This is a genomic window from Pseudomonas salmasensis, from assembly GCF_014268375.2.
In the GTDB taxonomy this organism is placed as follows: Bacteria; Pseudomonadota; Gammaproteobacteria; order Pseudomonadales; family Pseudomonadaceae; genus Aquipseudomonas; species Aquipseudomonas salmasensis.
Window position 1 is genome coordinate 4,608,580 of the sequence record NZ_CP077083.1, and the last position, 26,283, is coordinate 4,634,862.

At 61.1% G+C, this 26,283-nt stretch carries 22 protein-coding genes and 1 other RNA gene; 15 read left to right on the forward strand and 8 right to left on the reverse strand.

Annotated elements, in window-relative coordinates; all coding sequences use genetic code 11:
* Positions 1 to 74 precede the first annotated feature (74 nt).
* The 4 genes from HU731_RS20685 (at position 75) to HU731_RS20700 (ending at position 8,346) form a co-directional block, all read left to right on the forward strand.
* Entirely contained in the window at positions 75 to 1,757 is a 1,683-nt protein-coding gene (locus HU731_RS20685) for a fatty acid--CoA ligase (protein WP_186607359.1), read from the forward strand.
* 332 nt (positions 1,758 to 2,089) lie between these two features.
* Positions 2,090 to 3,949, forward strand: coding sequence for a DUF1302 domain-containing protein (locus HU731_RS20690; protein ID WP_186607360.1), 1,860 nt, complete (start codon positions 2,090 to 2,092; stop codon positions 3,947 to 3,949).
* A gap of 42 nt (positions 3,950 to 3,991) precedes the next feature.
* Positions 3,992 to 5,356: a DUF1329 domain-containing protein gene (locus tag HU731_RS20695; protein ID WP_186607361.1), complete on the forward strand. Its 1,365-nt coding sequence runs from the start codon at positions 3,992 to 3,994 to the stop codon at positions 5,354 to 5,356.
* A 260-nt stretch (positions 5,357 to 5,616) separates the two neighbouring features.
* Positions 5,617 to 8,346 (forward strand): winged helix-turn-helix domain-containing protein, encoded by a 2,730-nt coding sequence (locus tag HU731_RS20700; RefSeq protein ID WP_186607362.1) that lies wholly within the window; start codon positions 5,617 to 5,619, stop codon positions 8,344 to 8,346.
* Between the two features lie 9 nt (positions 8,347 to 8,355).
* On the opposite strand, the gene HU731_RS20705 is transcribed toward HU731_RS20700, so the two are convergent.
* Genes HU731_RS20705 through HU731_RS20720 form a run of 4 tightly spaced genes read right to left on the reverse strand, consistent with a single transcriptional unit; the run spans position 8,356 to position 11,789 of the window.
* Positions 8,356 to 8,913 (reverse strand): PqiC family protein, encoded by a 558-nt coding sequence (locus HU731_RS20705; RefSeq protein ID WP_186607363.1) that lies wholly within the window; start codon positions 8,911 to 8,913, stop codon positions 8,356 to 8,358.
* 14 nt (positions 8,914 to 8,927) lie between these two features.
* Positions 8,928 to 10,577, reverse strand: coding sequence for a PqiB family protein (locus HU731_RS20710; protein WP_073524099.1), 1,650 nt, complete (start codon positions 10,575 to 10,577; stop codon positions 8,928 to 8,930).
* Positions 10,558 to 11,202, reverse strand: coding sequence for a paraquat-inducible protein A (locus HU731_RS20715; RefSeq protein ID WP_032893526.1), 645 nt, complete (start codon positions 11,200 to 11,202; stop codon positions 10,558 to 10,560). The genes HU731_RS20710 and HU731_RS20715 overlap by 20 nt, the downstream gene beginning before the upstream one ends.
* Complete coding sequence (locus tag HU731_RS20720; protein WP_186607364.1) at positions 11,199 to 11,789, reverse strand: paraquat-inducible protein A; 591 nt, start codon at positions 11,787 to 11,789, stop codon at positions 11,199 to 11,201. The genes HU731_RS20715 and HU731_RS20720 overlap by 4 nt, the downstream gene beginning before the upstream one ends.
* 155 nt (positions 11,790 to 11,944) lie before the next feature.
* Here HU731_RS20720 and HU731_RS20725 point away from each other — a divergent pair, with 155 nt between their 5' ends.
* The gene (locus tag HU731_RS20725; protein WP_003188651.1) at positions 11,945 to 12,589 is read left to right on the forward strand and encodes an MBL fold metallo-hydrolase; all 645 of its coding nucleotides are present in this window, start codon (positions 11,945 to 11,947) and stop codon (positions 12,587 to 12,589) included.
* A 178-nt stretch (positions 12,590 to 12,767) separates the two neighbouring features.
* On the forward strand, positions 12,768 to 13,538 hold the full coding sequence (locus tag HU731_RS20730) for a YiaD family glycine zipper/OmpA-like lipoprotein (RefSeq protein ID WP_186607365.1): 771 nt from the start codon (positions 12,768 to 12,770) through the stop codon (positions 13,536 to 13,538).
* A gap of 68 nt (positions 13,539 to 13,606) precedes the next feature.
* On the opposite strand, the gene HU731_RS20735 is transcribed toward HU731_RS20730, so the two are convergent.
* The 4 genes from HU731_RS20735 to HU731_RS20750 form a co-directional block, all read right to left on the reverse strand.
* Entirely contained in the window at positions 13,607 to 14,188 is a 582-nt protein-coding gene (locus HU731_RS20735) for a BON domain-containing protein (protein WP_003188655.1), read from the reverse strand.
* A complete protein-coding gene (locus tag HU731_RS20740; protein WP_007904374.1) occupies positions 14,185 to 14,778 on the reverse strand; it encodes a phosphoheptose isomerase in 594 nt (197 codons plus the stop codon). Before HU731_RS20740 ends, HU731_RS20735 begins: the two co-directional genes overlap by 4 nt.
* Before the next feature lie 93 nt (positions 14,779 to 14,871).
* Positions 14,872 to 15,243 (reverse strand): YraN family protein, encoded by a 372-nt coding sequence (locus HU731_RS20745; protein ID WP_186607366.1) that lies wholly within the window; start codon positions 15,241 to 15,243, stop codon positions 14,872 to 14,874.
* Complete coding sequence (locus HU731_RS20750) at positions 15,243 to 17,054, reverse strand: penicillin-binding protein activator (protein ID WP_003188658.1); 1,812 nt, start codon at positions 17,052 to 17,054, stop codon at positions 15,243 to 15,245. The genes HU731_RS20745 and HU731_RS20750 overlap by 1 nt, the downstream gene beginning before the upstream one ends.
* 176 nt (positions 17,055 to 17,230) lie before the next feature.
* Here HU731_RS20750 and rsmI point away from each other — a divergent pair, with 176 nt between their 5' ends.
* From rsmI to mraY, 9 genes are all read left to right on the forward strand, one after another.
* The gene (rsmI, locus tag HU731_RS20755) at positions 17,231 to 18,136 is read left to right on the forward strand and encodes a 16S rRNA (cytidine(1402)-2'-O)-methyltransferase (RefSeq protein WP_125969538.1); all 906 of its coding nucleotides are present in this window, start codon (positions 17,231 to 17,233) and stop codon (positions 18,134 to 18,136) included.
* Between the two features lie 96 nt (positions 18,137 to 18,232).
* Positions 18,233 to 18,586, forward strand: an RNA gene (rnpB, locus tag HU731_RS20760) — RNase P RNA component class A.
* Between the two features lie 355 nt (positions 18,587 to 18,941).
* A complete protein-coding gene (mraZ, locus tag HU731_RS20765) occupies positions 18,942 to 19,397 on the forward strand; it encodes a division/cell wall cluster transcriptional repressor MraZ (RefSeq protein ID WP_003171868.1) in 456 nt (151 codons plus the stop codon).
* Positions 19,394 to 20,341: a 16S rRNA (cytosine(1402)-N(4))-methyltransferase RsmH gene (rsmH, locus tag HU731_RS20770; RefSeq protein ID WP_003188661.1), complete on the forward strand. Its 948-nt coding sequence runs from the start codon at positions 19,394 to 19,396 to the stop codon at positions 20,339 to 20,341. The genes mraZ and rsmH overlap by 4 nt, the downstream gene beginning before the upstream one ends.
* Positions 20,338 to 20,631 (forward strand): cell division protein FtsL, encoded by a 294-nt coding sequence (gene ftsL, locus HU731_RS20775; RefSeq protein WP_003188663.1) that lies wholly within the window; start codon positions 20,338 to 20,340, stop codon positions 20,629 to 20,631. The genes rsmH and ftsL overlap by 4 nt, the downstream gene beginning before the upstream one ends.
* Entirely contained in the window at positions 20,631 to 22,373 is a 1,743-nt protein-coding gene (locus tag HU731_RS20780) for a peptidoglycan D,D-transpeptidase FtsI family protein (protein ID WP_186607429.1), read from the forward strand. The genes ftsL and HU731_RS20780 overlap by 1 nt, the downstream gene beginning before the upstream one ends.
* Complete coding sequence (locus HU731_RS20785) at positions 22,373 to 23,836, forward strand: UDP-N-acetylmuramoyl-L-alanyl-D-glutamate--2,6-diaminopimelate ligase (protein WP_186607367.1); 1,464 nt, start codon at positions 22,373 to 22,375, stop codon at positions 23,834 to 23,836. The genes HU731_RS20780 and HU731_RS20785 overlap by 1 nt, the downstream gene beginning before the upstream one ends.
* Positions 23,829 to 25,199, forward strand: a complete 1,371-nt coding sequence (locus HU731_RS20790) for a UDP-N-acetylmuramoyl-tripeptide--D-alanyl-D-alanine ligase (protein ID WP_186607368.1) — start codon at positions 23,829 to 23,831, stop codon at positions 25,197 to 25,199. Before HU731_RS20785 ends, HU731_RS20790 begins: the two co-directional genes overlap by 8 nt.
* A complete protein-coding gene (gene mraY, locus HU731_RS20795) occupies positions 25,199 to 26,281 on the forward strand; it encodes a phospho-N-acetylmuramoyl-pentapeptide-transferase (protein WP_003188670.1) in 1,083 nt (360 codons plus the stop codon). Before HU731_RS20790 ends, mraY begins: the two co-directional genes overlap by 1 nt.
* The last annotated feature ends 2 nt before the right edge of the window (positions 26,282 to 26,283 follow it).

The window sequence follows — 26,283 nt, forward strand, 5'->3', positions numbered from 1 at the left end:
GATTTGGCTGAAACATAAGCGCTCTACAGTGCAGGTCTTCAAGCCAAGACCGTGCAGTCATTAAAGGGATTCTTATGTTGCAGACCCGTGTTATCCCGCCCGCCGAAGGTGCGTACCAGTATCCGCTGTTGATCAAGCGCCTGTTGATGTCCGGGACTCGCTACGAGAAGACCCGGGAAATTATCTACCGCGACAAGCTGCGCTACAGCTACCCCACGCTGATCGAGCGCGTCGCGCGCCTGGCCAATGTGCTGACCGAAGCCGGGGTCAAGGCCGGTGACACGGTGGCGGTGATGGACTGGGACAGCCACCGTTACCTGGAGTGCATGTTCGCCATCCCGATGATTGGCGCGGTGATTCACACCATTAACGTGCGGCTGTCGCCGGAACAGATTCTGTACACCATGAACCACGCCGAAGACCGCTTTGTGCTGGTCAACAGTGAGTTCGTGGGGCTCTACCAGGCGATTGCCGGGCAGCTCACTACTGTCGACAAGACCTTGTTGATTACCGATGGTGACACCCACACCGCCGAGCTACCCAATCTTGTCGGTGAGTACGAAACCCTCCTGGCCGCCGCCAGCCCCAGCTATGACTTCGAGGATTTTGACGAAAACTCGGTCGCCACCACCTTCTACACCACCGGCACCACCGGCAACCCCAAGGGTGTGTACTTCACCCACCGGCAACTGGTGCTGCACACCATTGGCGTGGCGACCATCATGGGCAGCGTCGACAGCGTGCGGCTGCTGGGCACCAACGACGTGTACATGCCGATCACGCCGATGTTCCACGTACACGCCTGGGGCTTGCCGTATGTGGCGACCATGCTCGGGCTCAAGCAGGTGTACCCCGGCCGCTACGACCCGGAATACCTGGTGGAGCTGTGGCGCAAGGAGAAGGTGACGTTCTCCCACTGTGTGCCGACCATCCTGCAAATGGTGCTTAACGCCAAGGCTGCGCAGAACGTGGATTTCGGCGGTTGGAAAATCGTCATCGGCGGCAGCGCCCTCAACCGCTCGCTGTACGAAGCCGCCAAAGCCCGGGGCATTCAACTGACCGCCGCGTATGGCATGTCCGAGACCGGGCCGCTGGTGTCTTGCGCTCACCTCAATGATGAGCTGATGGCTGGCAGCGAAGATGAGCGCACCACCTACCGCATCAAGGCCGGTGTGCCGGGGCCGTTGGTTGAGGCGGCAATCATGGACACAGACGGTCATTTCCTGCCCGCCGATGGCGAAACCCAGGGCGAACTGGTGCTGCGCGCGCCGTGGCTCACCGAGGGTTACTACAAAGAGCCGCAAAAGGGCGCCGAACTCTGGGCCGGTGGCTGGTTGCACACCGGTGATGTGGCCACGCTGGATGCCTTCGGCGTGATTGATATCCGCGACCGCATCAAGGATGTGATCAAGACCGGCGGCGAATGGATCTCTTCCCTGGCTCTGGAAGACCTGGTCAGCCGTCATCCGGCGGTACGGGAAGTGGCGGTGGTGGGCATTGCCGATCCGCAATGGGGCGAGCGTCCCTTCGCGTTGTTGGTGGTGCGTGAAGGGCATGTGATCGATGCGCGGGAGCTCAAGGAGCACCTCAAGCCTTTTGTCGAGCTGGGGCATTTGAGCAAGTGGGCGATCCCGAGCCAGATCGCCGTTGTTACTGAAATTCCCAAGACCAGTGTCGGCAAGCTCGACAAGAAACGTATCCGTGTCGACATCATCGAGTGGCAGGCCAACAACAGCACGTTCCTGTCCACGCTCTAAACCCTCTCGCCGCGCCCGTTCGGGCGCGGCAATGCTCTATATCAAGCCTTTACTTGTGATTTGCCGAATTTCAGCCATCCTTCCCGCGTCGACCTTCGTCGGCGTGGCGAAAGGGTCGTGGCAGACAGGTTGGTGATGCAAATCACACTTTAGAGGGATCAAGCACTACCCCCCTCTGGCTATAGTCCCTTTCAGAGTTTTTCGCGGATGTTGCGCTTCGAGCCATGGAGGCTCGGTGGCGATGCGGCATTGGAATCGTTGTATCCCGGCCGTTACATCTGAAGAAAGGGCTCACTGCCATAACAATAAAATATGCACATGGAGTAGCGTCGATGACCTCAGTAAACCAGTTCTGGCGCCGGGCAAGACTGCCCTTGGCCGTCAGCCTCGCTTCTACGCTCGCCGGGCCGGCATTCGGCGTCAGTTTCAACATTGGTGAAATCGAAGGGAGCTTTGACTCGTCGCTTTCCGTGGGGGCGAGCTGGTCCACAGCCAAACCCAATCGTGACCTGATCGGTGCCAACAACGGCGGCACGGGCCTGTCCCAGACCTCCGATGACGGCCACCTGAACTTCAAGCGCGGCGAGACGTTCTCGAAGATCTTCAAGGGCATCCACGACCTGGAACTGAAGTACGGCGACACCGGTGTGTTTGTGCGGGGCAAGTACTGGTACGACTTCGAACTCAAGGACGAAAGCCGTCCGTTCAAGGACATCAGCGACAACAACCGCAAGGAAGGCGCCAAGTCTTCGGGCGGGCAGATTCTCGACGCCTTCGTCTACCACAACTACTCGATTGCCGATGCGCCGGGTTCCGTGCGTTTTGGTAAGCAGGTGGTGAGCTGGGGCGAAAGTACCTTCATCGGTGGCGGCATCAACTCCATCAACCCGATCGACGTGTCGGCGTTTCGTCGTCCGGGGGCCGAGATCAAGGAAGGCTTGATCCCGGTGAACATGTTCTACGTGTCCCAGTCGCTCACCGACAACCTGTCGGCCGAGGCGTTTTACCAGCTGGAATGGGACCAGACCGTGACCGATAACTGCGGCACGTTCTTCTCGCAGCCGGACGTGATCTCCGATGGTTGCAGCAATAACCTGCGCGTACTGAACAAGCGTTCCACCATTCCTGCTGCCGCCCTGCCGACCCTGGGTGCCTTGGGTGTGGACGTCAACAGCGAAGGTGTTCTCGTGCGCCGTGGGCCGGACCGTGACGCACGCGACAGCGGCCAGTTCGGCGTGGCCATGCGCTACAACTTCGAACCGCTGGATACGGAGTTCGGCGCCTACTTCATGAACTACCACAGCCGTGCGCCGATCTTCAGTGCGCAGGGCGCGCCATCGGCGGCCTACACGCGTCCGCTGGGGCCACTGGGAGCCTTGCGGCCGTTGATCGTGGCGGGCAGCTCGAATTACTTCGTCGAGTACCCGGAAGATATCCGCCTCTACGGCCTGAGCTTCTCCACCACCTTGCCTACCGGCACCGCCTGGAGCGGTGAGTTGAGCTACCGTCCGAATGCGCCGGTGCAGTTGAGCACCACTGACATTCTGTTCGCCGGTGTCACGCCGATCCCGGGCTTTGGCAATGCGTCCGTGCTCAAGGGCTCGCCGGGCCAGGACCTGCACGGCTACAACCGCAAGGAAGTCACCCAGTTCCAGACCACTTTCACGCACTTCTTCGACCAGGTCATGGGCGCCAGCCGCCTCACCACCGTCGGTGAAATCGGCGTGACCCACGTGGGTGGCCTGGAAAGCAAATCCCAGGCTCGTTACGGCCGCGACCCGGTGTTCGGCCCAGGCACGCTGCCAGGTGGGTTCTGCAACGCCCTCAACAACTCCACCGCCAACGGCGCCGGCTTGCCCAACGCTGCCGGCCTGAACACCAACTGCAATAACGACGGCTACACCACCGCAACATCCTGGGGCTACCGCGCCCGTGCCATCTGGGAATACCCGGACGTGTTCGCTGGCGTGAACCTCAAGCCCAACGTGGCCTGGTCCCATGACGTCAAAGGTTACTCGCCAGGCCCTGGCGGCAACTTTGAAGAAGGTCGCAAGGCGGTCAGCCTGGGCCTGGACGCCGAATACCAGAACACCTACACCGCGAGCCTGGCGTACACCAACTTCTTTGGTGGCAAGTTCAGCACCGTGGATGACCGCGACTTTGTCGCCTTGAGCTTCGGCGCCAACTTCTAAGCACACTCTTTTCAAGTGGCATGTATTCAGGAAGACCAGAGCATGAAAATAACAAAAAGTCTGTTGCACGTGGGTGTGCTTGGGCTGTCGATCCTGGCGAGTAACGTCATGGCGGCAGTCTCGGCAGATGAAGCCGCCAAGCTCGGCACCACCCTGACCCCGATGGGCGCCGAGATGGCCGGTAACGCGGCCGGCACCATTCCAAAATGGTCGCCATTACCCACCAATGCCGGCGCCGTGGATGCCAAGGGGTTCCTGGCCAACCCGTACGCCAGTGAGCAACCGCAGTTCACCATCACCGCGCAAAACGTCGAGCAGTACAAAGACAAGCTGGCCCCCGGGCAATACGCGATGTTCAAGCGTTACCCGGACAGCTTCAAGATGCCGGTGTACCCGACCCATCGCGGCGCTACCGTGCCGGCTGAGGTGTTTGCCTCGATCAAGAAAAACGCCACCACCACCAACCTGGTGTCCGGTGGCAACGGCCTGGAAAACTTCGAAACCGCCGTCCCGTTCCCGATTCCCAAGAGCGGCGTTGAAGTGATCTGGAACCACATCACCCGTTATCGCGGCGGCAGCGTCACCCGCCTGGTCACCCAGGCCACCCCGCAAACCAACGGTTCCTACAGCCTGGTGTATTTCCGCGACCAGTTCGTGTTCCGCGACAAGATGAAGGACTTCGATCCGAAAAACCCAGGCAACGTGCTGTTCTACTTCAAGCAGCAAGTGACTGCGCCAGCGCGCCTGGCCGGTGGTGTACTGCTGGTGCACGAAACCCTGGACCAGGTCAAAGAGCCGCGTTCGGCCTGGGTCTACAACGCCGGGCAGCGCCGCGTGCGTCGGGCGCCGCAAGTGTCCTATGACGGCCCGGGTACTGCCGCCGATGGCCTGCGCACCTCCGACAACCTCGACATGTACAACGGTGCGCCAGACCGCTACGACTGGAAGCTGGAAGGCAAGAAAGAAATCTACATCGCCTCCAACAGCTACAAGGTCGACGATCCCAAGCTCAAGTACGCCGACATCATCAAGGCTGGCCACATCAACCAGGACCTGGCTCGCTACGAGCTGCGCCGGGTCTGGCATGTGGTCGCCACCTTGAAGGAAGGCCAGCGCCACATCTACGCCAAGCGTGACTTCTACATCGACGAAGACACTTGGCAAGCCGCGGTGATCGACCACTACGACGGTCGTGGCCAACTGTGGCGTGTCGCCGAAGCCCATGCCGAGAACTACTACGACAAGCAAGTGCCGTGGTACGCCCTGGAAACCCTCTACGACCTGCAGTCCGGCCGTTACCTGGCACTGGGCATGAAGAACGAAGAGAAGCAGGCCTATGACTTTGGCTTCACCGCCAGCACCAGCGACTTCACCCCAGCGGCCCTGCGCCAGGACGGTGTTCGCTAACCTCTGCTAATGATCACCAGTAGGAGCGAGCTTGCTCGCGAAGGCCGCCAACGATAACGCGCCCATCCTGGATGGGCGCATTTTTTTTGAGTGCTTCGCGAGCAAGCTCGCTCCTACTTCTTTCCAGGAGTCTGGAAGAGATATTTCTTGTCGCAGTTCTTTTTCAGCCATTTGTTGCAAAGGTCTACAATCGCGCCGCTTTTACCGCTAGTCTGCGGACATCTGCAATGCCGACAACAGCCTTCTACAAGAGCCCGGCGATGACTGATCTGTCCCGAACCCATGGGCCTGCCAGTGTGGTGATGCCGACCCTGGAAGGCCGTTTCTACAGGCCCCCGCTGCCTGACGGCTACGTGCTGCGCCCGCGCCTGTGCGAACGGCTGAATGCGGGCCTTGAGGGGCGACTGTTGCTGGTCAGCGCGCCCGCAGGGTTTGGCAAGAGTTCGTTGGCGGTGGAGTTCTGCCAGGGCTTGCCGGCCCAGTGGCAAAGCCTGTGGTTGGGCCTGAGCCCACGGGACAGCGACCCCGGCCGTTTCCTGGAGCGGCTGCTCGACGGCTTGCAACAGTATTTCCCGCAACTCGGCGCCCAATCCATGGGCTTGCTGAAAATGCGCCAGCGTCACCAACCCTTTGCCTTTGAAGAATGGCTCGATGGCCTGCTCGACGAGTTGGCCGTGCACCTGTCTGCGCGCTCGCCGTTATTGCTGGTGCTGGATGACTATCACCTGGCCCAGGGCCCGGTGCTGGATCGCTGCCTGCAATTTTTCCTCAATCATTTGCCCTATGGCCTGGTGGTGCTGGTCACCAGTCGGCAGCGCCCGGACTGGCACCTGGCACGCCTGCGCCTGTCGCGGCACCTGCTGGAGTTGCATGAGCAAGACCTGCGCTTGACCCACGACGAGGCCTTGGCGGTGCTGGATGGGCACAGCAATGCGTTGCGCGGTGAGGCGTTGGAAAACCTGATCCGCCGTAGCGAGGGCTGGGTCGCCGGCTTGCGCTTCTGGCTGTTGGCGGCCTCCGAAGCCGGCAGTGAGGGTGCCTTGCCCCAAAGCCTGCACGGTGGCGAAGGGCTGATTCGCGATTACCTGCTCGAAGAGGTCATCGACTGCCTTCCCGCAGAAGTGCAAGCGTTCCTGTACGACACCGCACCGCAGGAGCGCTTTTGCAGCGAGCTATGCGACGCCGTCCGCGAGGCCCATGACAGCGCAGAAATCCTGCGCTATTTGCAGGCTCATCAAGTGTTCCTGGTGCCGTTGGATGAGCAAGGGCACTGGTACCGCTATCACCATTTGTTCTCCGACCTGCTGCGCACTCGCCGCGAGAAAAGCGCCACCTTGCCGCCGGCCAGCTTGCACTTGCGCGCTTGTCGCTGGTTTAACGCCCAGGGCTTGATCGACGAGGCGGTGGAGCAGGCGCTGCGGGCCGGGCACCTGAATGTGGCGGCGAACCTGGTGCAGAACCTGTCCGAAGAGCAACTGCTGGCAGAGCAGAACATCGGCATGCTGCTGCGCTGGAAGATGGACCTGCCCGACAGCCTGCTGATCAGCACGCCGCGTTTGATCGTGCTGTACAGCTGGGCGCTGGGGCTCGCATGCCAACTGGATGCGGCGCAGGAACTGTCCAGTTACCTTAGCCGCTTCCTGCCGGCGCCATCGGCCACCGCGCAAAAATCCATGCTCGCTCAGTGGTTGGCGTTGAGCGGGATCATTGCCCGTGGGCGCGGAGACCGTGAGCTGACCCAGCGCTATTGCCAAGAGGCGTTGGAAAGCCTGCCGCAAAAACGTTACGGCCAGCGCCTGGTATGCCTCTCGACCCTGTCCAACCTGGCAATCGCCGATGCCGACCTGTGGCGCGCCCGTGGCCTGAACCGCGAATCTCTGGAACTGGCGCAGCGCGTCGGTAACCCCTTGTTTGAAGCCTTGGCCCATTACGACCGGGCCCGGGTGTTGCAGTCGCGGGGTGAGATCCTGCGGTCTTTGGATGAAGTTCGCCAAGGCCTGGAGCGCCTGCATGGGCTGGCCCCCCAGCGCCTGTATGCCGTGCGCGCACGGTTGTCGCTGTACGAAGGTTACCTGCTGTTGGTGCGTTACCAGCCCGAAGCCGGCCTTGCGCGTTTGCGCGCCGGCCTGGCCGAGGCTCGCGCCTGCCGCGATATCAGTGTGCTGATCGGGCACTGTGTCATCGCCAGCTTCGAAGGGCGGCGCGGGGAGTTTGCCAATGCCTTTGCCGAACTGGCCGAGGCCGAGCGCTTGATGCACATCTGGGATGTACCGCCGATCTATTACCTGGCGATGATCACCCTGATCAAATGCGAGCTGTGGCTGGCCCAAGGACGCACTGACCTGGCCGACGCCTGGCTGGCCCGCCTGGGGCAGACCTACAACGGCGAGCACGCCGCGGCCGCCCCCGAGTTTCACCCGCACCTGCCGCAACATATCGAGCTGCAACAAGCCGCGCTCGATGCCACTCGCCATCAACCCGACAGCGCGCTGCAACGCCTGGAAGCGTTGGCCCAACAGGCCCATGACAGTGGGCGCCAGATGATTGCCCTGATGGCGCTGGTCCAGCAGGTGCAGTTGCTTCTGGAGCATGGCCAGGAAGCCAAGGCCAGGCCGATATTGGCCCGTGCCCTGCAAGCCGGCTCGGGCGGCGCGTTGCAGCCGTTTCAACGCTTGTTGGAGGGTTACCCGCAGTGGATGCGCGAGCAGTTGGGCAAAGACTCCCATGGGCTGCTCAACCAGAGCTTGCTGGCGTTGCTGCCCCAAGCCAGCGCAGTGGAAGCCTCACCTCAACAGGAAACCCTCAGCACCCGAGAGTTGGCGGTGCTGCAGCTGATTGCCCAAGGCTGTTCAAACCAGGAAATCAGCAACCAGCTGTTCATCTCCCTGCACACGGTGAAGACCCACGCCAGCCATATCAACAGCAAGCTCGGCGTGGAGCGTCGTACCCAGGCAGTCGCGCGGGCCAAGGCCATGGGCTTGCTGGCCTGAGCCCAGGGTTTATGGCGTGGCCGGGCAGCCTTTGAGTGAGGTGTCGACGGTCTGATTGATCAGCGCCGCGAAACGCTTGAGGTTGTTCTGATGCGCCACCACCAACTCGTCGATGCTCGGCCCGGCGGGTGATTGCAAGGTGGTGCGGCAGGTCAACGCTGGGCGGTCGCCATTGACTTGCCTCAGGCGCCAGCGCACATCGAGCAGCGCGTACTGCCCGGGTACCGAGTCAAAACGCTGCACGTCTACGCGCAAAGCCACGGCTTGCCGGGCATTGCTGTTGGCCAATTGATCCACCAACGCGCTCCTCAGCTCATCGGCGAGGGTGGCGGCCCACCACTGGGTTTCAAGAATCGCCAGGCCGCTGTCGCCCTGGCGAATCACTATTTGCGCACGGTCGACCTGAGGCGGCACGCTGATGCTCTCAATGCGTACACCACCGGCCTCTGCTCGCGTACTCGGGCTCAAGTGCGCCGGGGTCAGGGTGTGAAAGGCGATGGGTTCACTGCGACAGGCACCGAGCAGCAGCAGGGCGCTCAGCAACGTGATCTTCAACGGCAATGTCATGGCGGCTCCAATGGTCATTTGCGGGGTGGCCCTTGCAGGTCCGTCGGTGCGGCGTTATCGGGGCGGCCGCGAATCAGCGACTCCGGATGCCGGCCCAGGTAATCCGAAAGCTCGCGCAGGGAGCGCGACATGCGCCCCAACTCGTCGAGGGTCTGGGTCAGTTGTTCACGCTGCGGCGAGTCTTCGGCCAGGGTTGAACTGGCCGATTGCAGGGTCTTGCTCACGTCGGCCAAGGTCGTCTGCACACCCGGCAGCGTCTTGGCGTTGAATTGCGCCAGGCCCTTGCGCAGTTCGACCAGGCTGGCGTCGAGGTTGCCGGCAATGCGCTCGACAGGCAGTTGGCTGATCTTGTTGACGATGCCTTCGAACTTCTCTTGCAGTTGTTCCAGGTTGCCCGGGATCGTGGGGATGCCCACCGGGCGCTGGTTCGGGTCGAACGCGACTTTCTCGGCCTTGGGGTAGAAGTCCAGGGCGATGTACAGCTGGCCGGTCAGCAAGTTGCCGCTGCGGGCCTGGGCGCGCAGGCCGTTTTCGATGAAGGTGCCGATCAGGCGTACGCCGGCTGCCTCATCGTCAGGGTTATTGTTCATGGCCTTGAGTAGCTTGGTGTGGGCCTCGCCTAGCAGTTGCGGGTAGATCACGATGCCGACATTGACCGGGAAGGTGCGCTTTTTCGCATCGAAATCCAGGTTGATCGATACAACCCTGCCGAACTCCACGCCAAGGAACTCCACCGGTGCGTCGACTTTCAGCCCGCGCAGGGCCTGATCGAAGCGCAGGACCATGTATTGCCCCCGGCCATTGGGTGGGGCGAGGGCGCTTTGCTGGTCTTCGAACAACTCAAAGCTGCGACTTTCTTCAGCCGGTTTGTCATTGGGGTTGTAGGGCGGCGCCTGGAAGGCGATCCCGCCCATCAACATGGACGACAAGGATTCGGTTTTCAGCGCGAAGCCATTGGCGCCAACGCTCAAGTCGACGCCGCTGGCGTTCCAGAACCGCGTGTTTTCAGTGATGTACACGTCATTGGGCGCATGCACGAAGATTTCGACATTCACGCCCTTGCCCTCGTTGTCCAGCTCATAGGCCACCACCTGGCCTACCGGGATCTTGCGGTAATAGACCGGGGAGCCGATGTCCAGGGAGCCCAGGGCCTGGGTGTGCAGCGTGAAGCGCTTGCCCGGCTCGCCGTAAGTGATGGGCGGTGGGTTTTCCAAGCCGGTGAAGTGTTTGGCGCGGGTCTCGGACTGGCCGATGTCGGCGCCGATGTAGTCGCCGGACAATAACGTGTCGATGCCCGACACGCCGCCCGCGCCAATGCGCGGGCGCACCACCCAGAATTTCGAGTCTTCGCGGGTGAAGCTTTCGGCCTGTTTGACCAGCTCGACGGTGGCGTTGACGCTTTTCTGGTCATCGCTCAGGGCCACGGCGGTTACCTGGCCGATCACCACGTTGCGGTATTTGACCTCGGTTTTGTTGGCAACCAGCCCGCTGCCGGTCTTGAAGTTGAGGACGATGGTCGGGCCTTGTTGCATGACGCTGTGAATCACCAGCGAGATCCCCACCAGCACGGCGACAATCGGCACGATCCAGACCAGCGAGACACTGAAGCGACGTGTCTTGATCACAGGTTGCCCCGCAGGGGTATCAGCCTTGGATGAGCTCATCCGAGGTCTCCTCGTTATGTGGATTTTCCCAGATTAGCCGGGGATCAAAACTCATGGCCGCGAGCATCGTAAAGACCACCACCAAGCCAAAAAACAGAATGCCCAGGCGCGGTTCTATCGTGCCCAGGGCTTGAAACTTCACCAGCGCGGCCACCAGGGCGACCACGATGACGTCGAGCATCGACCAATAGCCGATCAGTTCGATAAACCTAAACAGCTTTGAGCGTTCCTTGCGCGCCCATTGGCTATTGCGCTGCACGGTGACCAGCAGCAGCCCCAGCGACAAGAACTTGATGCCCGGCACGGCGATGCTGGCGATGAAAATGATCAGCGCAATGTCCCAGGCGCCATGCTGCCAGAACTCCAGCACGCCACTCATGATAGTGCTGTCTGCGCCCGAGCCGAGCATGGTGGTGTTCATCACCGGCAGTAAGTTGGCCGGGACATAAAAGGCGAGGGCGGTGAGCATGTAGGCCCAGGTTCGGGTCAGGGACTGCACCTTGCGCCGATGCAGCGCGGCGCCACAGCGCTCGCACTCGGTGGGTTCAAGGCGCATGTCGCAGGGCTGGCCGCAGGTGTGGCACAGGCACAGGTTCAGCTCGCGGGCGGTAGGCGGTGAGTTCATAGGGTATCCCACAGGTCGCGCACATCGCGCCCGGCAATGCGGATCAGCAACAGGCTCAGGGCGGCCAAGGCGAACAGGCCGGTGCCAGGAATAACGTCCAGCATGCCGGCCAGCTTGAACACCGCAACCATCGCGCCCAGCAGGCACACCTCCAGCATGCTCCACGGCCGGAGGGCTTCGAGCCAGCGCATGCACAGCTTGAACGCCGGCGAGCGCCTGCCGGCCAAGGCGAAACTCAGCACCCAGATCAGCAACAGCAGTTGAAACACCGGCGCGATAATGATGGAAATCGCCGCCACCAGTGCAATGAACGTGATCGGCCCCAGGCTCAGCGCAACCACCGAGTCCCAGAGGGTCGCGCTGTTTTTCAAGCCTTGCAGGCTGATGCTCATCACCGGGTAAAAGTTGGCAAAGGTCCACAGCACTGCGGCAGTCACCGTCAGGGCCAGACGTTGCTGCACCGACAGGCCGTTGTAGCGCTGCAGCACGCCCGAGCAACGTACGCACAGGGCTTTTTGATGTTTGGCGAGCGTGACTTTCTCGTACACGCAGTCGCAGTGTTCGCAGATGATCTGTTGATTCGCCATGGGTGTTGCTCCAAATGCGACTGACTGCAGCGGGGGATTTCAATGGCGCTTGTGTAGCTTAGCAGCGGATAGGCCGCGCAATCGACTCCTTCCAGAGCAGGGGCTCGCTACACCATACTGCACTTGGAACGCGCCAGAGAGCTTGCAGGACACCCATGACTATTGAAAAACAACCGTTGATTCGCGAAACCTTCCCCGTTGGGCCGTTGCAGTGCAACTGCACCATTATTGGCGACCCGATCACTAAAAAAGCCATCGTAGTCGACCCCGGCGGCAATCACGAGTTGATCCTGGCGCGCCTTGACGCACTGGGCCTGAAGGTGGTGAGCATTATCCACACCCATGCTCACCTCGATCATTTCCTGGCCTCCGGGCAATTGAAAGAAAAGACTGGCGCCACGCTGCACCTGCACAAAGAGGATCAATTTCTATGGGACAACCTGGAAATGCAATGCCAGATGTTTCGCGTGCCCTACGTCCCGGTGCCGTCTCCGGATCGCTGGCTGGAGCATGACGAGGAACTCGCCTGCGGCTGCGGCGTAGCCTTGCATACTCCTGGGCATACACCGGGCTCGATGAGTTTCTGGTTTGCCGACGCCAAGCTGTTGATCGCCGGCGATACCTTGTTTCGTCGTGGGGTAGGGCGTACGGATTTATGGGGCGGCGACCAGGCGACGATCGTGCGATCGATCAAGCAGCGTTTGTATACGCTGGATGAAGGCGCGACGGTGGTCACTGGGCATGGGCCGGATACGTTGCTGGGCGATGAGATGCGGGAGAATCCTTTCGTGCGTGCGTGATGGGTTGTCGGCTCTGATACAAGCCGGTACAGACACACAGACACAGGCCCGAGCCAAAGACAGCTATGCTTTACACACCCCTTCACGGAATTTTTGCCGTTTGTCGCGTTCCAAACTCGGCACAGGTCCATTGCCAATGTCCTCTGCATCACAGAATGCAAAAGTAGGAGCTTCCTTCATGTTCACTCCGCGTCGTCTGCTTGTTGTCGCTACCGCCGTAGCCCTGTTGTCTGGCTGCGCCTCACCTAACCCTTATGACGGCAGCCAGGGACAGGCCAGCAATGGTTCCGAAAGCGGCATGAGCAAAACCGCCAAGTACGGCGGCCTCGGTGCGCTGGCTGGCGCATTGGCCGGTGCGGCCATCAACCATGACAACCGTGGCAAGGGCGCGCTGATTGGCGCAGTCGTTGCGGGTGCCGGTGCTGCAGGTTATGGCTACTACGCCGACCAGCAAGAGAAAAAATTGCGCGAAAGCATGGCCAATACCGGGGTTGAGGTGCAGCGCCAGGGTGACCAGATCAAGCTGATCATGCCGGGTAACATTACCTTCGCCACCAACTCGGACGCGATCTCCAGCAGCTTCTACCAGCCGCTGAACAACCTGGCCAACTCCCTCAAGCAGTTCAACCAGAACACCATCCAGATCGTTGGCTACACCGACAGCACCGGTAGCCGCCAACTGAACATGGACCTGTCCCAGCGCCGTGCGCAGAGCGTGGCCAACTACCTGACCTCCCAAGGCGTCAACGGTGCCAACCTGAGCGCACGCGGTGCCGGCCCGGATAACCCGATTGCCAGCAACGGCGATGTGAACGGCCGCGCCCAGAACCGTCGTGTCGAAGTCAACCTCGGCCCGATCCCTGGCCAGCAATACGGCCAGCCTGGCCAGCAGCAGGCGCCACAGCAGAACAACCAGTTCCAGGGCAACCCGTACCAGCAATACCAGTAAACCCTGGGCACTAAAAAGGGCGCCGTGCAGTCAATGCACGGCGCCCTTTTTTGTGGCCTCGATCTACATCAGTCGATGTATTCGAACACCTTCACAATCTTCTGTACGCCCGACACGCCCTGCACCAAATTGGCTGCACGGGTGGCTTCGGCCTGGGTCAGCAGGCCCATCATGTAGACGATGCCGTTATCGGTGACGATCTTGATCCGCGAACCTGGCACAGCACTGTCGGTCAGCATCTGAGCCTTGATCTTGGTGGTCAGCAGGGCATCGTTGCTGATGGCCAGCAGGGTGATCGGGTCCATGACCTGCAGTTCGTTGTGGACCTTCTTGACGCGTTGCACGCCAGCGGCGGCTTGCTCGGCCTGGGCCTTGAGATCGGCGCGGGGCGTTTGGCCTGCCAGCAGGACCACACCGTTGAAGCTGGTCACCACGATGCGCGAGGCACCGTTGCCCAAGTCGGTAGCGGCCTTGGCGACGTTGACCTTGACCTTGGTTTCGATCAGCGAATCATCAATGGTGCTGCCGAAGGTGCGCGTGCCCCGGTCGTCCTGGATAGGGGTGTCCCGTGTAGCGGTGATAGCCGAGCTGCAGCCGCTGATGGCGACGCACAGCGTGATGGCCAAAAGACTGAGGCGATTAACGGTCATTCTTCACTCCCGAACAGTTGGCTGTCGATCAGATCGCACAGGCAGTGGATCGCCAGCAGATGAACTTCTTGGATACGTGCAGTGACATTGGCCGGGACGCGAATCTCCACGTCCTCTGGCAGCAGCAGCGACGCCATGCCGCCGCCGTCGCGACCGGTCAAGGCTACGACAATCATTTCGCGATCATGTGCGGCCTGGATCGCTTGAATAATATTGGCCGAATTGCCGCTGGTGGAAATCGCCAGCAACACATCGCCGGGTTGGCCGAGGGCGCGGATCTGCTTGGAGAAGATTTCGTTGTAGCTGTAGTCGTTGGCAATCGAGGTGATCGTCGACGAGTCGGTGGTCAAGGCAATGGCCGGCAGGCTCGGGCGCTCACGTTCGAAGCGGTTGAGCAGCTCGGAGGAAAAATGCTGGGCATCGCCAGCCGAACCGCCATTGCCGCACGAAAGCATTTTGCCTTCGTTGAGCAAGGCATTGACCATCACCTGGCTGGCTTGCTCGATGTGCGGTGCAAGTACGTCCATCGCCTGTTGCTTGGTGTCGATGCTGGCCTGGAAAAGCTGGCGAATTCGGGATTGCATGTCCATCTGTGTGACCTTAAGTAGCGCGGCTGTTTGGCACAGGTAATGTGCAGCCCGCAAAGCAAAGAGCAAAAGTGAGTGGTGAAGGTGCCCGGCGAATCAGCTGTCGAAGGCATTTTGGAGCCAGGTCAGATCAGCTGTGCCTGACGGGGTGCTTTCCATGGCAACCACATCGAAACGGCAGGGGCAGTCAGCCCAGCGATGCTCTTTTTGCAGAAAAAACTGCGCAGCGAGTATCAGCTTTTGACGCTTGCGCCCGTCGATACTGGCGAGCGCGCCACCCCATTGTGCGTGTTTTCTGTAGCGGACTTCGACGAATACTACTGTATCGCCGTCAAGCATGACCAGATCAAGCTCGCCGCGTTTACATAACCAGTTCTGCGCCAGAAGGCGCAGACCCTGTTGTTTCAAGTAGTTGAGAGCATGCAGTTCGGCATCCTTGCCGCTTTGTGCACTGGACCGCTCGGGCATCAGCGAGGGGTATCGGGCAGGCGCTGAATGTCGCCGCCGACGAACTTGGCCCACGGCATCTGGCGATCGACGCGCTGGTTGGCGCTGATGCCCAGGTTGCCCGAGAGGCCGTCGACACGAGTGTCCGGCAGTGCCTTGAGCTGGCCCAGGCGTGGCGCCAGGCGGTAGGCATCCACGCCCATCGCGTACAGACGGCCCAGGCTGCCATTGGCTTGCGGCCATTGCGCGGCGACCTGGTTACGCAGTGGGTCGGTGGTGTTAAGCAGCCAAGGGGTTTCGCAGAACATCACGTTGGTCATGTCCAGGTACTGGTTGCGGTCACCACTGGCACTGAACACGTGAGAGGTCGCGTACACCGGCACATCGCCAGCGTATTGGAAGTTCAGGGTCGGCTTGATCTGCTGGGCCAGTTGCGGCGTGACAGCCAGGAAGATGAACTCAATGTCCTGGCGACGCGAAGGCTGGGCGGCAACGTCGGTGCCGACTGTGCTTTGCAGGCTCTTGGCGCGGCCTTCGCTCTTGCGCAGTTGGAACAGATCGGCGATCTGCTGGGCCAGGGCCACGGGCTGATCGACATACTCTACGCCCATGACAGTGCCGCCATTGGCTTCCCAATCCTGGCGGAACGCCTTGTACACGCGCTCACCCCATTCGCCACGGGGCACCATGGCGGCGGCGCGGTGCAGGCCGTCGGCACGGGCACGGCGCGACACTTCGCGGGCTTCGTCTTCAGCGGCCAGGCCGAACTGGAACAACTGCGCCGGGCCTTGATCGGTCTCGCTGTAGTTCAGGGCCAGGGTGGTGATCGGCAATTGCGGGCGTGCGCTGAGTTGCTTGACCAGCGGTTTTTCCAGCGGGCCGACCACCAGTTGCACGCCGGCGGCCTGGGCCTTGGCGTAGAAGTCGTCGAGGGAGGTCAGGCGCGAGCTGTCATAGAACTCGATGACCGGTGGCTTCTGCCCGGCTTGTTCCGCCTGGTAGTGAGCCGCCATGAAGCCTTCGCGCAGCGCTTTGCCCACAGCGGCCAGCGGGCCTTCCTGCGGTAGCAGCAGGGCGATCTTGTTCAGGGGCTGGCTGGCCAGTTCCTTGAGTTTGGTCAGCGGCGCTGGCAGTTGCACCGCCGCCGGGTGGCCCGGGTTCTGTGCGCGCCAGGTGTCGATGGCGGCTTGTTGTTGCTCCAGCGTACCGGCGCCCTTGACCGCCTGGGCCAGGGTGATCCAGCCATCGAGTGTCGGGTTGCCGGTGGCTTGCAGCTGTTCGGCTGGCAGCGCGGCAATCAATACCCAAATGGCTTCGTGGTTGCTGCTGGCAGCCTCACCCGTCAGCAGCGGCGCCATGGCCACGCGCTCGCGAGCGGCGGCGAGGGTCTGGCCGTCGGCTTCATAGGCGCGCGCATGTACGGTACCGGTGCGGATCTGCTGGTCGGTCGGCAGTTCCTTCAGGCTTTGCAGGCTGGGGTGGTTCAGCGCTGCCAGGGCCGCCTTGGGCTGGTTGCGGCCCATTGCCAGTTCTGCGGCCAGGGTGCTGGCAAATACTTGCGCGGCTGGCTTCAAGGCATCCAGGGGCACTTGCGCAAGGATCTGCGAGGAGCGGCCGGGATTGTTCTGCTGGTAGGCCAGGTCTGCCGCGCTCAGGCGCAGCAACGCGGCTTTTTCTGGCGTCTTGGCGTTCGTCGCCTGTTCGAGCAGTTGCTCGATACTGGCATCGGGCGTGCGTGGCAGTTCGCCAAGACTGGAGGAGGGCGAACTGGCGCAAGCAGCCAGCAAGGCAGCGAGGCAGAGGGCGGAGAGCAGCCGCAGGCAAGCGATCATGTAAGTGTTCCTGATACCGATCAAATTAGCGTGGAAGTGTACCCAAGCACTGGCCCAGGCGCGATGTTCATGGCGTTAAACCGTGGATTTAGGTCGTGCAAATGTTGCTAATAGCTGACGGTGGCTGAAACGGCATCGGCCGTGATGGCATATTTTCAAGGCGTCTACGCGCTACAATGTGGCTTTTGCCAACCATCGAGGTGTGCGCTTTGACTGCTCCAGGTCCTTTGAATTCCACTGCTGGCTCGCTTTTTGTGGTGGCGACGCCCATTGGCAACCTGGACGACATCAGTGCCCGGGCGCTGAAAGTGTTGCGCGAGGTGAAATTGATCGCGGCAGAAGACACGCGGCACTCCCAGCGGTTGATGCAGCATTTTGGTATCAGCACGCCATTAGCGGCCTGCCACGAACACAACGAACGTGAAGAGGGTAGCCGCTTTATCACGCGTCTTTTGGCCGGTGATGACGTCGCACTGATTTCCGACGCGGGCACGCCGCTGATTTCTGATCCGGGTTACCACCTGGTCCGCCAGGCGCGGGCCGCTGGTATCAATGTAGTGCCTGTTCCAGGAGCCTGCGCGCTGATTGCTGCATTATCGGCCGCCGGGTTGCCCTCGGACCGCTTTATCTTCGAAGGCTTCCTGCCCGCCAAGGCTGTAGGGCGTCGGGCGCGCCTGCAGGCACTTAAAGAAGAGCCGCGCACCTTGATCTTCTATGAGGCCCCACATCGCATCCTTGAATGCTTGCAGGACATGGAGCTGGTATTTGGCGGCGAGCGCCTGGCCTTGCTGGCCCGGGAGTTGACCAAGACCTTCGAAACCCTCAAGGGGTTGCCGTTGGAGGCGCTGCGAGCGTTTGTCGAGGGCGACAGCAATCAACAGCGCGGCGAATGCGTGGTGCTGGTAGCCGGCTGGACCGCGCCGGAGAATGAGGACGCAGTGGGCAGCGAGGCCATGCGCGTCCTCGATTTGTTGCTCAAGGAAATGCCGCTCAAGCGCGCCGCCGCCCTGGCTGCCGAAATTACCGGGGTGCGCAAGAATGTGTTGTATCAGGTCGCGCTCGATAAACAGAAGGCCGAATAGTTCCAGGGCCAAAACTGTATTTCGTCTGAACGTGATGGCAATGCTGCACTTTTAATACTTGTCCTCAAGCCGCCGTGCCGTTAACCTTCGCGGCGGAGAGTCGATTGGACAGTCGCTGCCCTCTATGAAAATTAGGGGGGGGAGGAAAGTCCGGGCTCCATAGGGCGAAGTGCCAGGTAATGCCTGGGAGGCGTGAGCCTACGGAAAGTGCCACAGAAAATAACCGCCTAAGCACTTCGGTGCCGGTAAGGGTGAAAAGGTGCGGTAAGAGCGCACCGCACGACTGGCAACAGTTCGTGGCTAGGTAAACCCCACTTGGAGCAAGACCAAATAGGGTCCCAAGGCGTGGCCCGCGCTGGGACCGGGTAGGTTGCTAAAGATGTCCAGTGATGGCCATCGTAGACGAATGACTGTTCAAGACAGAACCCGGCTTACAGATCGACTCTCCACCTTTTTTCCTTGCGTTCGAATCTCGTGCGCAAACCCGGTAGTAACGCAAGAATCCCTCCCTGCCAAATCATTGGCAGATGCATCTTCGTAATACCAAAAAAATCTTACTCTTAATAAATTACTTTAACTTTGCGCCCTAGCTCTTTGAGCTATTTGCTGTTGTTGAGTCAAAAACATCGCAAAACTCTCGTTTCTCCTCCCTTTACCTTCCTAAATCTCCGTTCTGTAAGGCTTTTCCTTGTATACGCGCCTTGACGGTGTGGTGGGCGCATTCCTATAGTGTGCGCAAGTGGCGGAAAGTGGCACAAAGTGGGTTTTTTGAACGTAAAACGCTAAAATTTGGAGAAACGCATCTGTGTTTCGCGGAGCTAACGCTATCAGTCTCGATGCAAAAGGCCGTCTCGCCATGCCGAGCCGGTATCGTGACGAGCTCATTTCGCGAAGTTCAGGGCAGTTAATCATCACGATTGACGCCGTTGACCCTTGTTTGTGTGTTTACCCCCTCGACGAGTGGGAGTTGATTGAAACCAAGTTGCGCGCGCTGCCTTCATTGCGTGAAGAAAACCGCCGCCTTCAGCGTTTGCTGATCGGTAATGCCGTCGACCTTGAACTCGATGGCAGCGGTCGTTTCCTGGTGCCTCCGCGGCTGCGCGAGTACGCCAAGCTGGACAAGCGCGCAATGCTGGTAGGCCAACTGAACAAGTTCCAATTGTGGGACGAAGATGCCTGGGATGCTGTGTCTGCAGCGGACCTGGCTGCTATTCAACAACCGGGCGCCATGCCTGATGAACTGCGTGATTTGATCCTGTGACTATTGATAGCGGCTTTAACCACATCACCGTACTGCTTGACGAAGCCGTTGAGGCTCTCGCCGTACGTGCCGATGGCTGCTATGTCGATGGCACATTCGGCAGGGGCGGGCATAGCCGGTTGATACTCAGCCAGCTCGGGTCCGACGGCAAACTCCTCGGGTTCGACAAAGACCCTCAAGCGATTGCCACCGGGCAAGCGCTAGCGGCCGAAGACGGCCGCTTTGTCGTTGTGCAGCGCAGCTTTGCCGAGCTGGGTGCCGAAGTTGCCGAACGCGGCATGGCGGGCAAGGTGGCCGGGGTTCTGCTCGACCTGGGCGTGTCTTCGCCGCAGCTCGATGACCCGGAGCGCGGCTTCAGCTTCATGAACGACGGCCCCCTCGACATGCGCATGGACCCTACCCGTGGGGTCAGTGCGGCACAGTTCATCGCCACCGCGCCGGTAGAAGAAATCGCCCGTGTGTTCAAAGAGTACGGTGAGGAGCGCTTCGCCGGTCGCATGGCGCGTGCCGTGGTTGAGCGCCGCGAAATCCAGCCGTTCGAACGCACCGCAGACCTGGCCGAAGTGCTGAAGGTCGCCAACCCGGCCTGGGAAAAGGGCAAGAACCCGGCGACCCGTGCGTTCCAGGGCCTGCGCATTCACGTCAACAACGAATTGGGCGATCTGGAAGCCGGCCTCGAAGCCGCTCTGGATGCTTTGGAAGTGGGCGGTCGCCTGGTGGTGATCAGCTTCCACTCCCTGGAAGACCGCATCGTCAAACTGTTCATGCGTCGTCTGGTCAAGGGCGAATCCGACAACCTGCCGCGTAACCTGCCGGTGCGTTTCGAAGCCTTTGTGCCGAAAATCAAAATCCATGGCAAAGCGCAGTTCGCTTCCGAAGCCGAACTCAAGGCCAACCCACGTTCCCGTAGCGCCGTCATGCGTGTTGCGGAGAAGTTGCGGTGAGCAAGCTTTTCGCCAAACCCCTCCCGGGCGGCAGCTTCTTTATGTTGCTGCTGTTTGTCGGCGTGCTGGTGTCCGCGATTGCGGTGTCCTACAGCGCCCACTGGAACCGTCAGTTGCTCAATACCCTGTACGGGGAATTGAGCGTGCGTGACAAAGCCCAGGCAGAGTGGGGCCGATTGATCCTTGAGCAAAGCACCTGGACGGCCCACAGCCGAATCGAAGTGCTGGCTACCGAACAGTTGAAGATGCACATCCCTGGCGCGGCTGAAGTTCGCATGGTGGCGCCATGATGAAACTCGAAGGGGCACTCTACCCATGGCGCTTCCGCCTGATGCTCGGCTTGCTGGCATTGATGGTGGGCGCGATTGTCTGGCGTATCTTCGACCTGCAGGTCGTCGACCGTGACTTCCTGATCGGCCAGGGTGACGCCCGCAGCCTGCGGCATATTCCAATTCCTGCACACCGCGGCCTGATCACCGACCGTAACGGCGAGCCCCTGGCCGTCAGTACCCCCGTGACCACCCTGTGGGCCAACGCCAAGGAACTGCAAGTTGCCAAGGACAAGTGGCCTGAGCTGGCCGCTGCCCTGGGGCAAGACCGCAAGGCCCTGACCGAGCGCCTGGAAGCCCAGGCCAATAAAGAGTTCATCTATCTGGTGCGCGGGCTTACCCCTGAGCAAGGCCAGCAAGTGCTCGATCTCAAAATCCCCGGTGTCTATGGCATCGAGGAATTTCGGCGTTTCTACCCGGCCGGTGAAACCACCGCGCACATGGTGGGTTTCACCGACATCGATGACCACGGCCGCGAAGGGGTCGAACTGGCCTATGACGAATGGCTGGCTGGGGTTCCGGGCAAACGCCAGGTCATCAAGGATCGGCGCGGCAGGCTGATCAAGGACGTCCAAGTCACCAAGAACGCCAAGGCTGGCAAGCCCTTGGCGTTGTCGATTGACCTGCGCCTGCAATACCTGGCCAACCGCGAGCTGCGTAACGCGATCATCGAGAACGGCGCCAAAGCCGGCAGCCTGGTGATCATGGACGTGAAGACCGGCGAGATCCTCGCCATGGTCAACCAGCCCACCTACAACCCGAACAACCGTCGCAACCTGCAGCCGGCGATGATGCGCAACCGCGCGATGATCGACGTGTTCGAGCCTGGTTCGACCATGAAAGCCATCTCCATGAGTGCTGCCCTGGAAACCGGCCGCTGGAAACCCAGCGACAAGGTCGAGGTTTACCCAGGCACCTTGCAGTTGGGCAAGTACACCATTCGCGACGTGTCCCGCAGCGAAGGCCCGGTGCTGGACCTGACCGGTATCCTGATCAACTCCAGTAACGTCGGCATGAGCAAGGTCGCCTTCGATATCGGCGGCGAAACCATCTATCACCTGGCGCAAAAGATCGGCCTGGGGCAACCCACCGGCCTCGATTTCCCAGGCGAGCGAGTCGGTAACCTGCCGAACTACCGCGAGTGGAGAAAAGCCGAGACCGCCACGCTGTCCTACGGCTATGGCCTGTCGGTGACCGCCATCCAGTTGGCCCACGCTTTCTCGGTATTGGCCAATAACGGGCGCATGGTTCCACTGAGCCTGATCCATGTCGACGAAGCGCCCAAAGCCACCCAAGTGATCCCGGAAAACGTCGCCAAGACCATCCAGGGCATGCTGCAACAAGTGATCGAAGCACCGCGTGGCGTATTCCGCGCCCAGGTGCCGGCGTACCACGTGGCAGGCAAGTCCGGTACGGCGCGTAAGACCTCGGTGGGCACCAAGGGCTATGCCGAAAACTCCTACCGTTCGCTGTTCGCCGGCTTCGGCCCGATGAGCGACCCGCGCTACGCCATCGTCGTGGTCATCGACGAGCCTAGTAAAGCCGGCTACTTCGGTGGCCTGGTTTCGGCGCCGGTGTTCAGCAAAGTGATGTCCGGCACCCTGCGCTTGATGAACATCACGCCGGACAATCTGCCGCCGACTCAACAAGCCAACGCCGGCCCACCGGCCGCCGCTGTCAAAGCCAATGGAGGGCGCGGCTGATGTCTCTTAGCCTGAACAAGATTTTTGCCCATGCCGGCCACGATCTGCTGATTCGTGAGCTGACCCTGGACAGCCGTAATGTGCGCGCCGGTGACCTGTTCCTGGCGGTGCCTGGCGGCAAGCTCGATGGCCGTGCGCATATCGCCGATGCCCTGCAACGCGGTGCGGCTGCGGTCGCCTATGAAGTGGAAGGCGCCACCGTGCTGCCGATCACCGATGTGCCGTTGATTCCGGTCAAGGGCCTGGCTGCGCAGCTTTCTGACATCGCCGGGCGTTTCTACGGTGACCCGAGCCGCCAACTCAACCTGGTGGGCGTGACGGGCACCAACGGCAAGACCAGCGTGACCCAATTGGTCGCCCAGGCGTTGGACCTGCTGGGTCAGCACTGTGGCATCGTCGGCACCCTGGGCACCGGTTTCTATGGCGCGCTGCAAAGCGGCCTGCACACCACGCCGAACCCGATTGCCGTGCAAGCGACCCTGGCCGACCTGAAAAAGGCCGGCGCCAAGGCGGTTGCCATGGAAGTGTCTTCCCATGGCCTGGACCAAGGGCGTGTCACTGCCCTGGCCTTTGACGTGGCAGTGATGACCAACCTGTCCCGCGATCACCTGGACTACCACGGCACCATGGAGGCGTACGCCGCCGCCAAGGCCAAGCTGTTTGCCTGGAATGACCTGAAGTGCCGGGTGGTCAACCTCGACGACGCCTTCGGCCGCCAACTGGCGGAGCAAGACAGCGACGCGCGCCTGATCAGCTATAGCCTGCAAGATGCCAGCGCCTACCTGTATTGCCGCGAAGCCCAATTCAATGACGAAGGCGTGCGCGCCACGTTGGTGACGCCGCAGGGCGAGCACCACCTGCGCAGCACCTTGCTGGGGCGGTTCAACCTGAGCAACGTGCTCGCCGCTATCGGCGCACTGCTGGGCCTGGACTACGCCCTGGATGAAATTCTGCGCGTACTGCCAAAGCTGGAAGGCCCGGCCGGTCGCATGCAGCGCCTGGGTGGCGGCACGCAACCGTTGGTGGTGGTCGATTACGCCCACACCCCGGATGCCCTGGAGAAAGTCCTCGAAGCCCTGCGCCCACATGCCAAGGGCAAACTGCTGTGCCTGTTCGGGTGTGGCGGTGATCGCGATCGCGGCAAGCGCCCATTGATGGCCGAGATTGTCGAGCGCTTGGCCGATGGCGTACTCGTCACCGACGACAACCCGCGCAGCGAAGACCCGAGCCAGATTTTCGATGACATCCGTGTCGGCTTCAAAGACGCCGCCAAGGTCACCTTCGTCGCGGGCCGTGGCGCTGCCATCGCGCAGTTGATCGCCAGTGCCGGCGCGGACGACGTAGTGGTGCTCGCGGGCAAAGGCCACGAGGACTATCAGGAAATCAACGGTGAGCGCCATGCCTTCTCCGATCTGGTCGAGGCGGATCACGCCTTGACCGCCTGGGAGGTCGCCCATGCTTAAAGCGATGACGTTCAGCGAACTGGCCCAGGCCCTGTCGGCCCGTGTGCTGTCGAGCGACTGCACATTCAACGGCGTGAGTATCGACAGCCGTAACATCCAGCCGGGGCAGCTGTTTGTCGCCCTGGCCGGCCCGCGTTTCGATGGCCACGACTACCTCAACGACGTTGCCGCCAAAGGCGCTGTCGGTGCCTTGGTACAACGTGAAGTGGCCGATTCTGCCTTGCCGCAATTGCTGGTAGCCGACACCCGCCTGGCCCTGGGCCAACTGGGTGCGCTTAACCGTGCCGCTTTTGATAAGCCGGTGGCGGCCATTACCGGTTCCAGCGGCAAGACCACGGTCAAGGAACTGCTTGCCGGCATCTTGCGTACGCGCGGGCCGGTACTCGCGACCCGTGGCAACCTGAACAATGATTTCGGCGCACCGCTGACCCTGCTCGAACTGGCCCCGGAACACACGGCGGCAGTGATCGAACTGGGCGCTTCGCGCATCGGCGAAATCGCCTACACCGTGGCGCTGACCCAGCCTCACGTGGCGATCATCAACAACGCCGGTACCGCCCATGTCGGTGAGTTCGGTGGCCCGGAAAAAATCGTCGAAGCCAAGGGCGAAATCCTTGAGGGCCTCGACGCCTCGGGCACTGCGGTACTGAACCTGGATGACAAGGCCTTCGAGATCTGGCGTGTACGCGCCGCCGGTCGCAAGGTTCTGACGTTTGCAGTGCTGAATGCCGCAGCCGATTTCCACGCCTCCAACATCAATGTCGATGCCCGTGGCTGCCCGTCCTTCACCTTGCACACCCCGCAAGGTGATGAGCACGTGCAGTTGAACCTGCTGGGCAACCACAACGTCGCCAACGCCTTGGCCGCCGCCGCTGCCGCTCATGCCCTGGGTGTGTCGCTGTTCGGTATTGCCACCGGCCTGGGCGCGGTGCAGCCGGTCAAGGGCCGCACCGTGGCGCAACTGGCTGGCAACGGCATGCGTGTGATTGATGACACTTACAACGCCAACCCGTCCTCCATCAACGCCGCTGTGGACCTGCTCAAAGGCTTTGATGGGCGCAAGGTCCTGGTGCTGGGCGATATCGGCGAATTGGGCGATTGGGCTGAACAAGGCCACCGTGAAGTCGGCGCCTATGCCGCCGGCAAAGTGGACGCGCTCTACGCCGTTGGCACGAACATGGCCCATGCGGTCAACGCTTTCGGCCCTGGCGCGCGGCATTTCGCCAGCCAGGCCGAGCTGATCCAGGCGTTGACGGCGGCTGAACATGACAAACACACAACCATTTTGATCAAGGGATCGCGCAGCGCGGTGATGGAAAACGTCGTCGCAGCCTTGTGTGGCTCAAGTACGGAGAAACATTAATGCTGCTGCTGCTGGCTGAGTATCTGCAACAGTTCCACAAAGGCTTCGCGGTCTTCCAGTACCTGACCCTGCGCGGGATCCTGGGTGTGCTGACCGCGCTGTCTTTGTCGCTGTTTTTAGGGCCGTGGATGATCCGCACCCTGCAGAACCTGCAAATTGGTCAATCGGTTCGTAACGACGGCCCGCAGTCGCACTTGTCCAAGTCCGGCACGCCCACCATGGGCGGCGCGCTGATCCTGTCATCCATTGGCGTCAGCACCTTGCTCTGGGCCGATCTGCACAACCGCTACGTGTGGGTGGTGTTGCTGGTGACCCTGCTGTTCGGCGCCATCGGCTGGGTGGATGACTACCGCAAAGTGATCGAGAAAAACTCCAAGGGGCTGCCAAGCCGCTGGAAGTATTTCTGGCAGTCGGTGTTCGGCCTGGCCGCCGCGATCTTCCTGTACACCACCGCGCCAAGTGCCGTGGAAACCACCTTGATCATCCCGATGCTCAAGGACGTGAGCATCCCGCTGGGTGTCGGATTTGTGGTGCTGACCTACTTCGTGATCGTCGGCTCCAGCAACGCGGTGAACCTGACCGACGGCCTCGACGGCCTGGCGATCATGCCGACGGTGATGGTGGGCGGCGCGCTCGGCATCTTCTGCTACCTGTCGGGTAACGTGAAATTCGCTGAATACCTGCTGATTCCGTATGTACCGGGCGCCGGCGAGCTGATCGTGTTCTGCGGCGCGCTGATCGGTGCCGGCCTGGGGTTCCTGTGGTTCAACACCTACCCGGCACAAGTCTTCATGGGCGACGTCGGCGCACTGGCGCTGGGCGCGGCCTTGGGCACCATCGCGGTGATCGTTCGCCAGGAAATCGTGCTGTTCATCATGGGCGGCGTGTTCGTGATGGAAACCCTGTCGGTGGTCATCCAGGTGGCGTCCTTCAAGTTGACCGGGCGCCGCGTGTTCCGCATGGCGCCGATTCACCACCATTTTGAACTCAAGGGCTGGCCCGAGCCACGCGTGATTGTCCGCTTCTGGATCATCACCGTGATTCTGGTACTGGTCGGCCTTGCCACCCTGAAACTGAGGTAGAA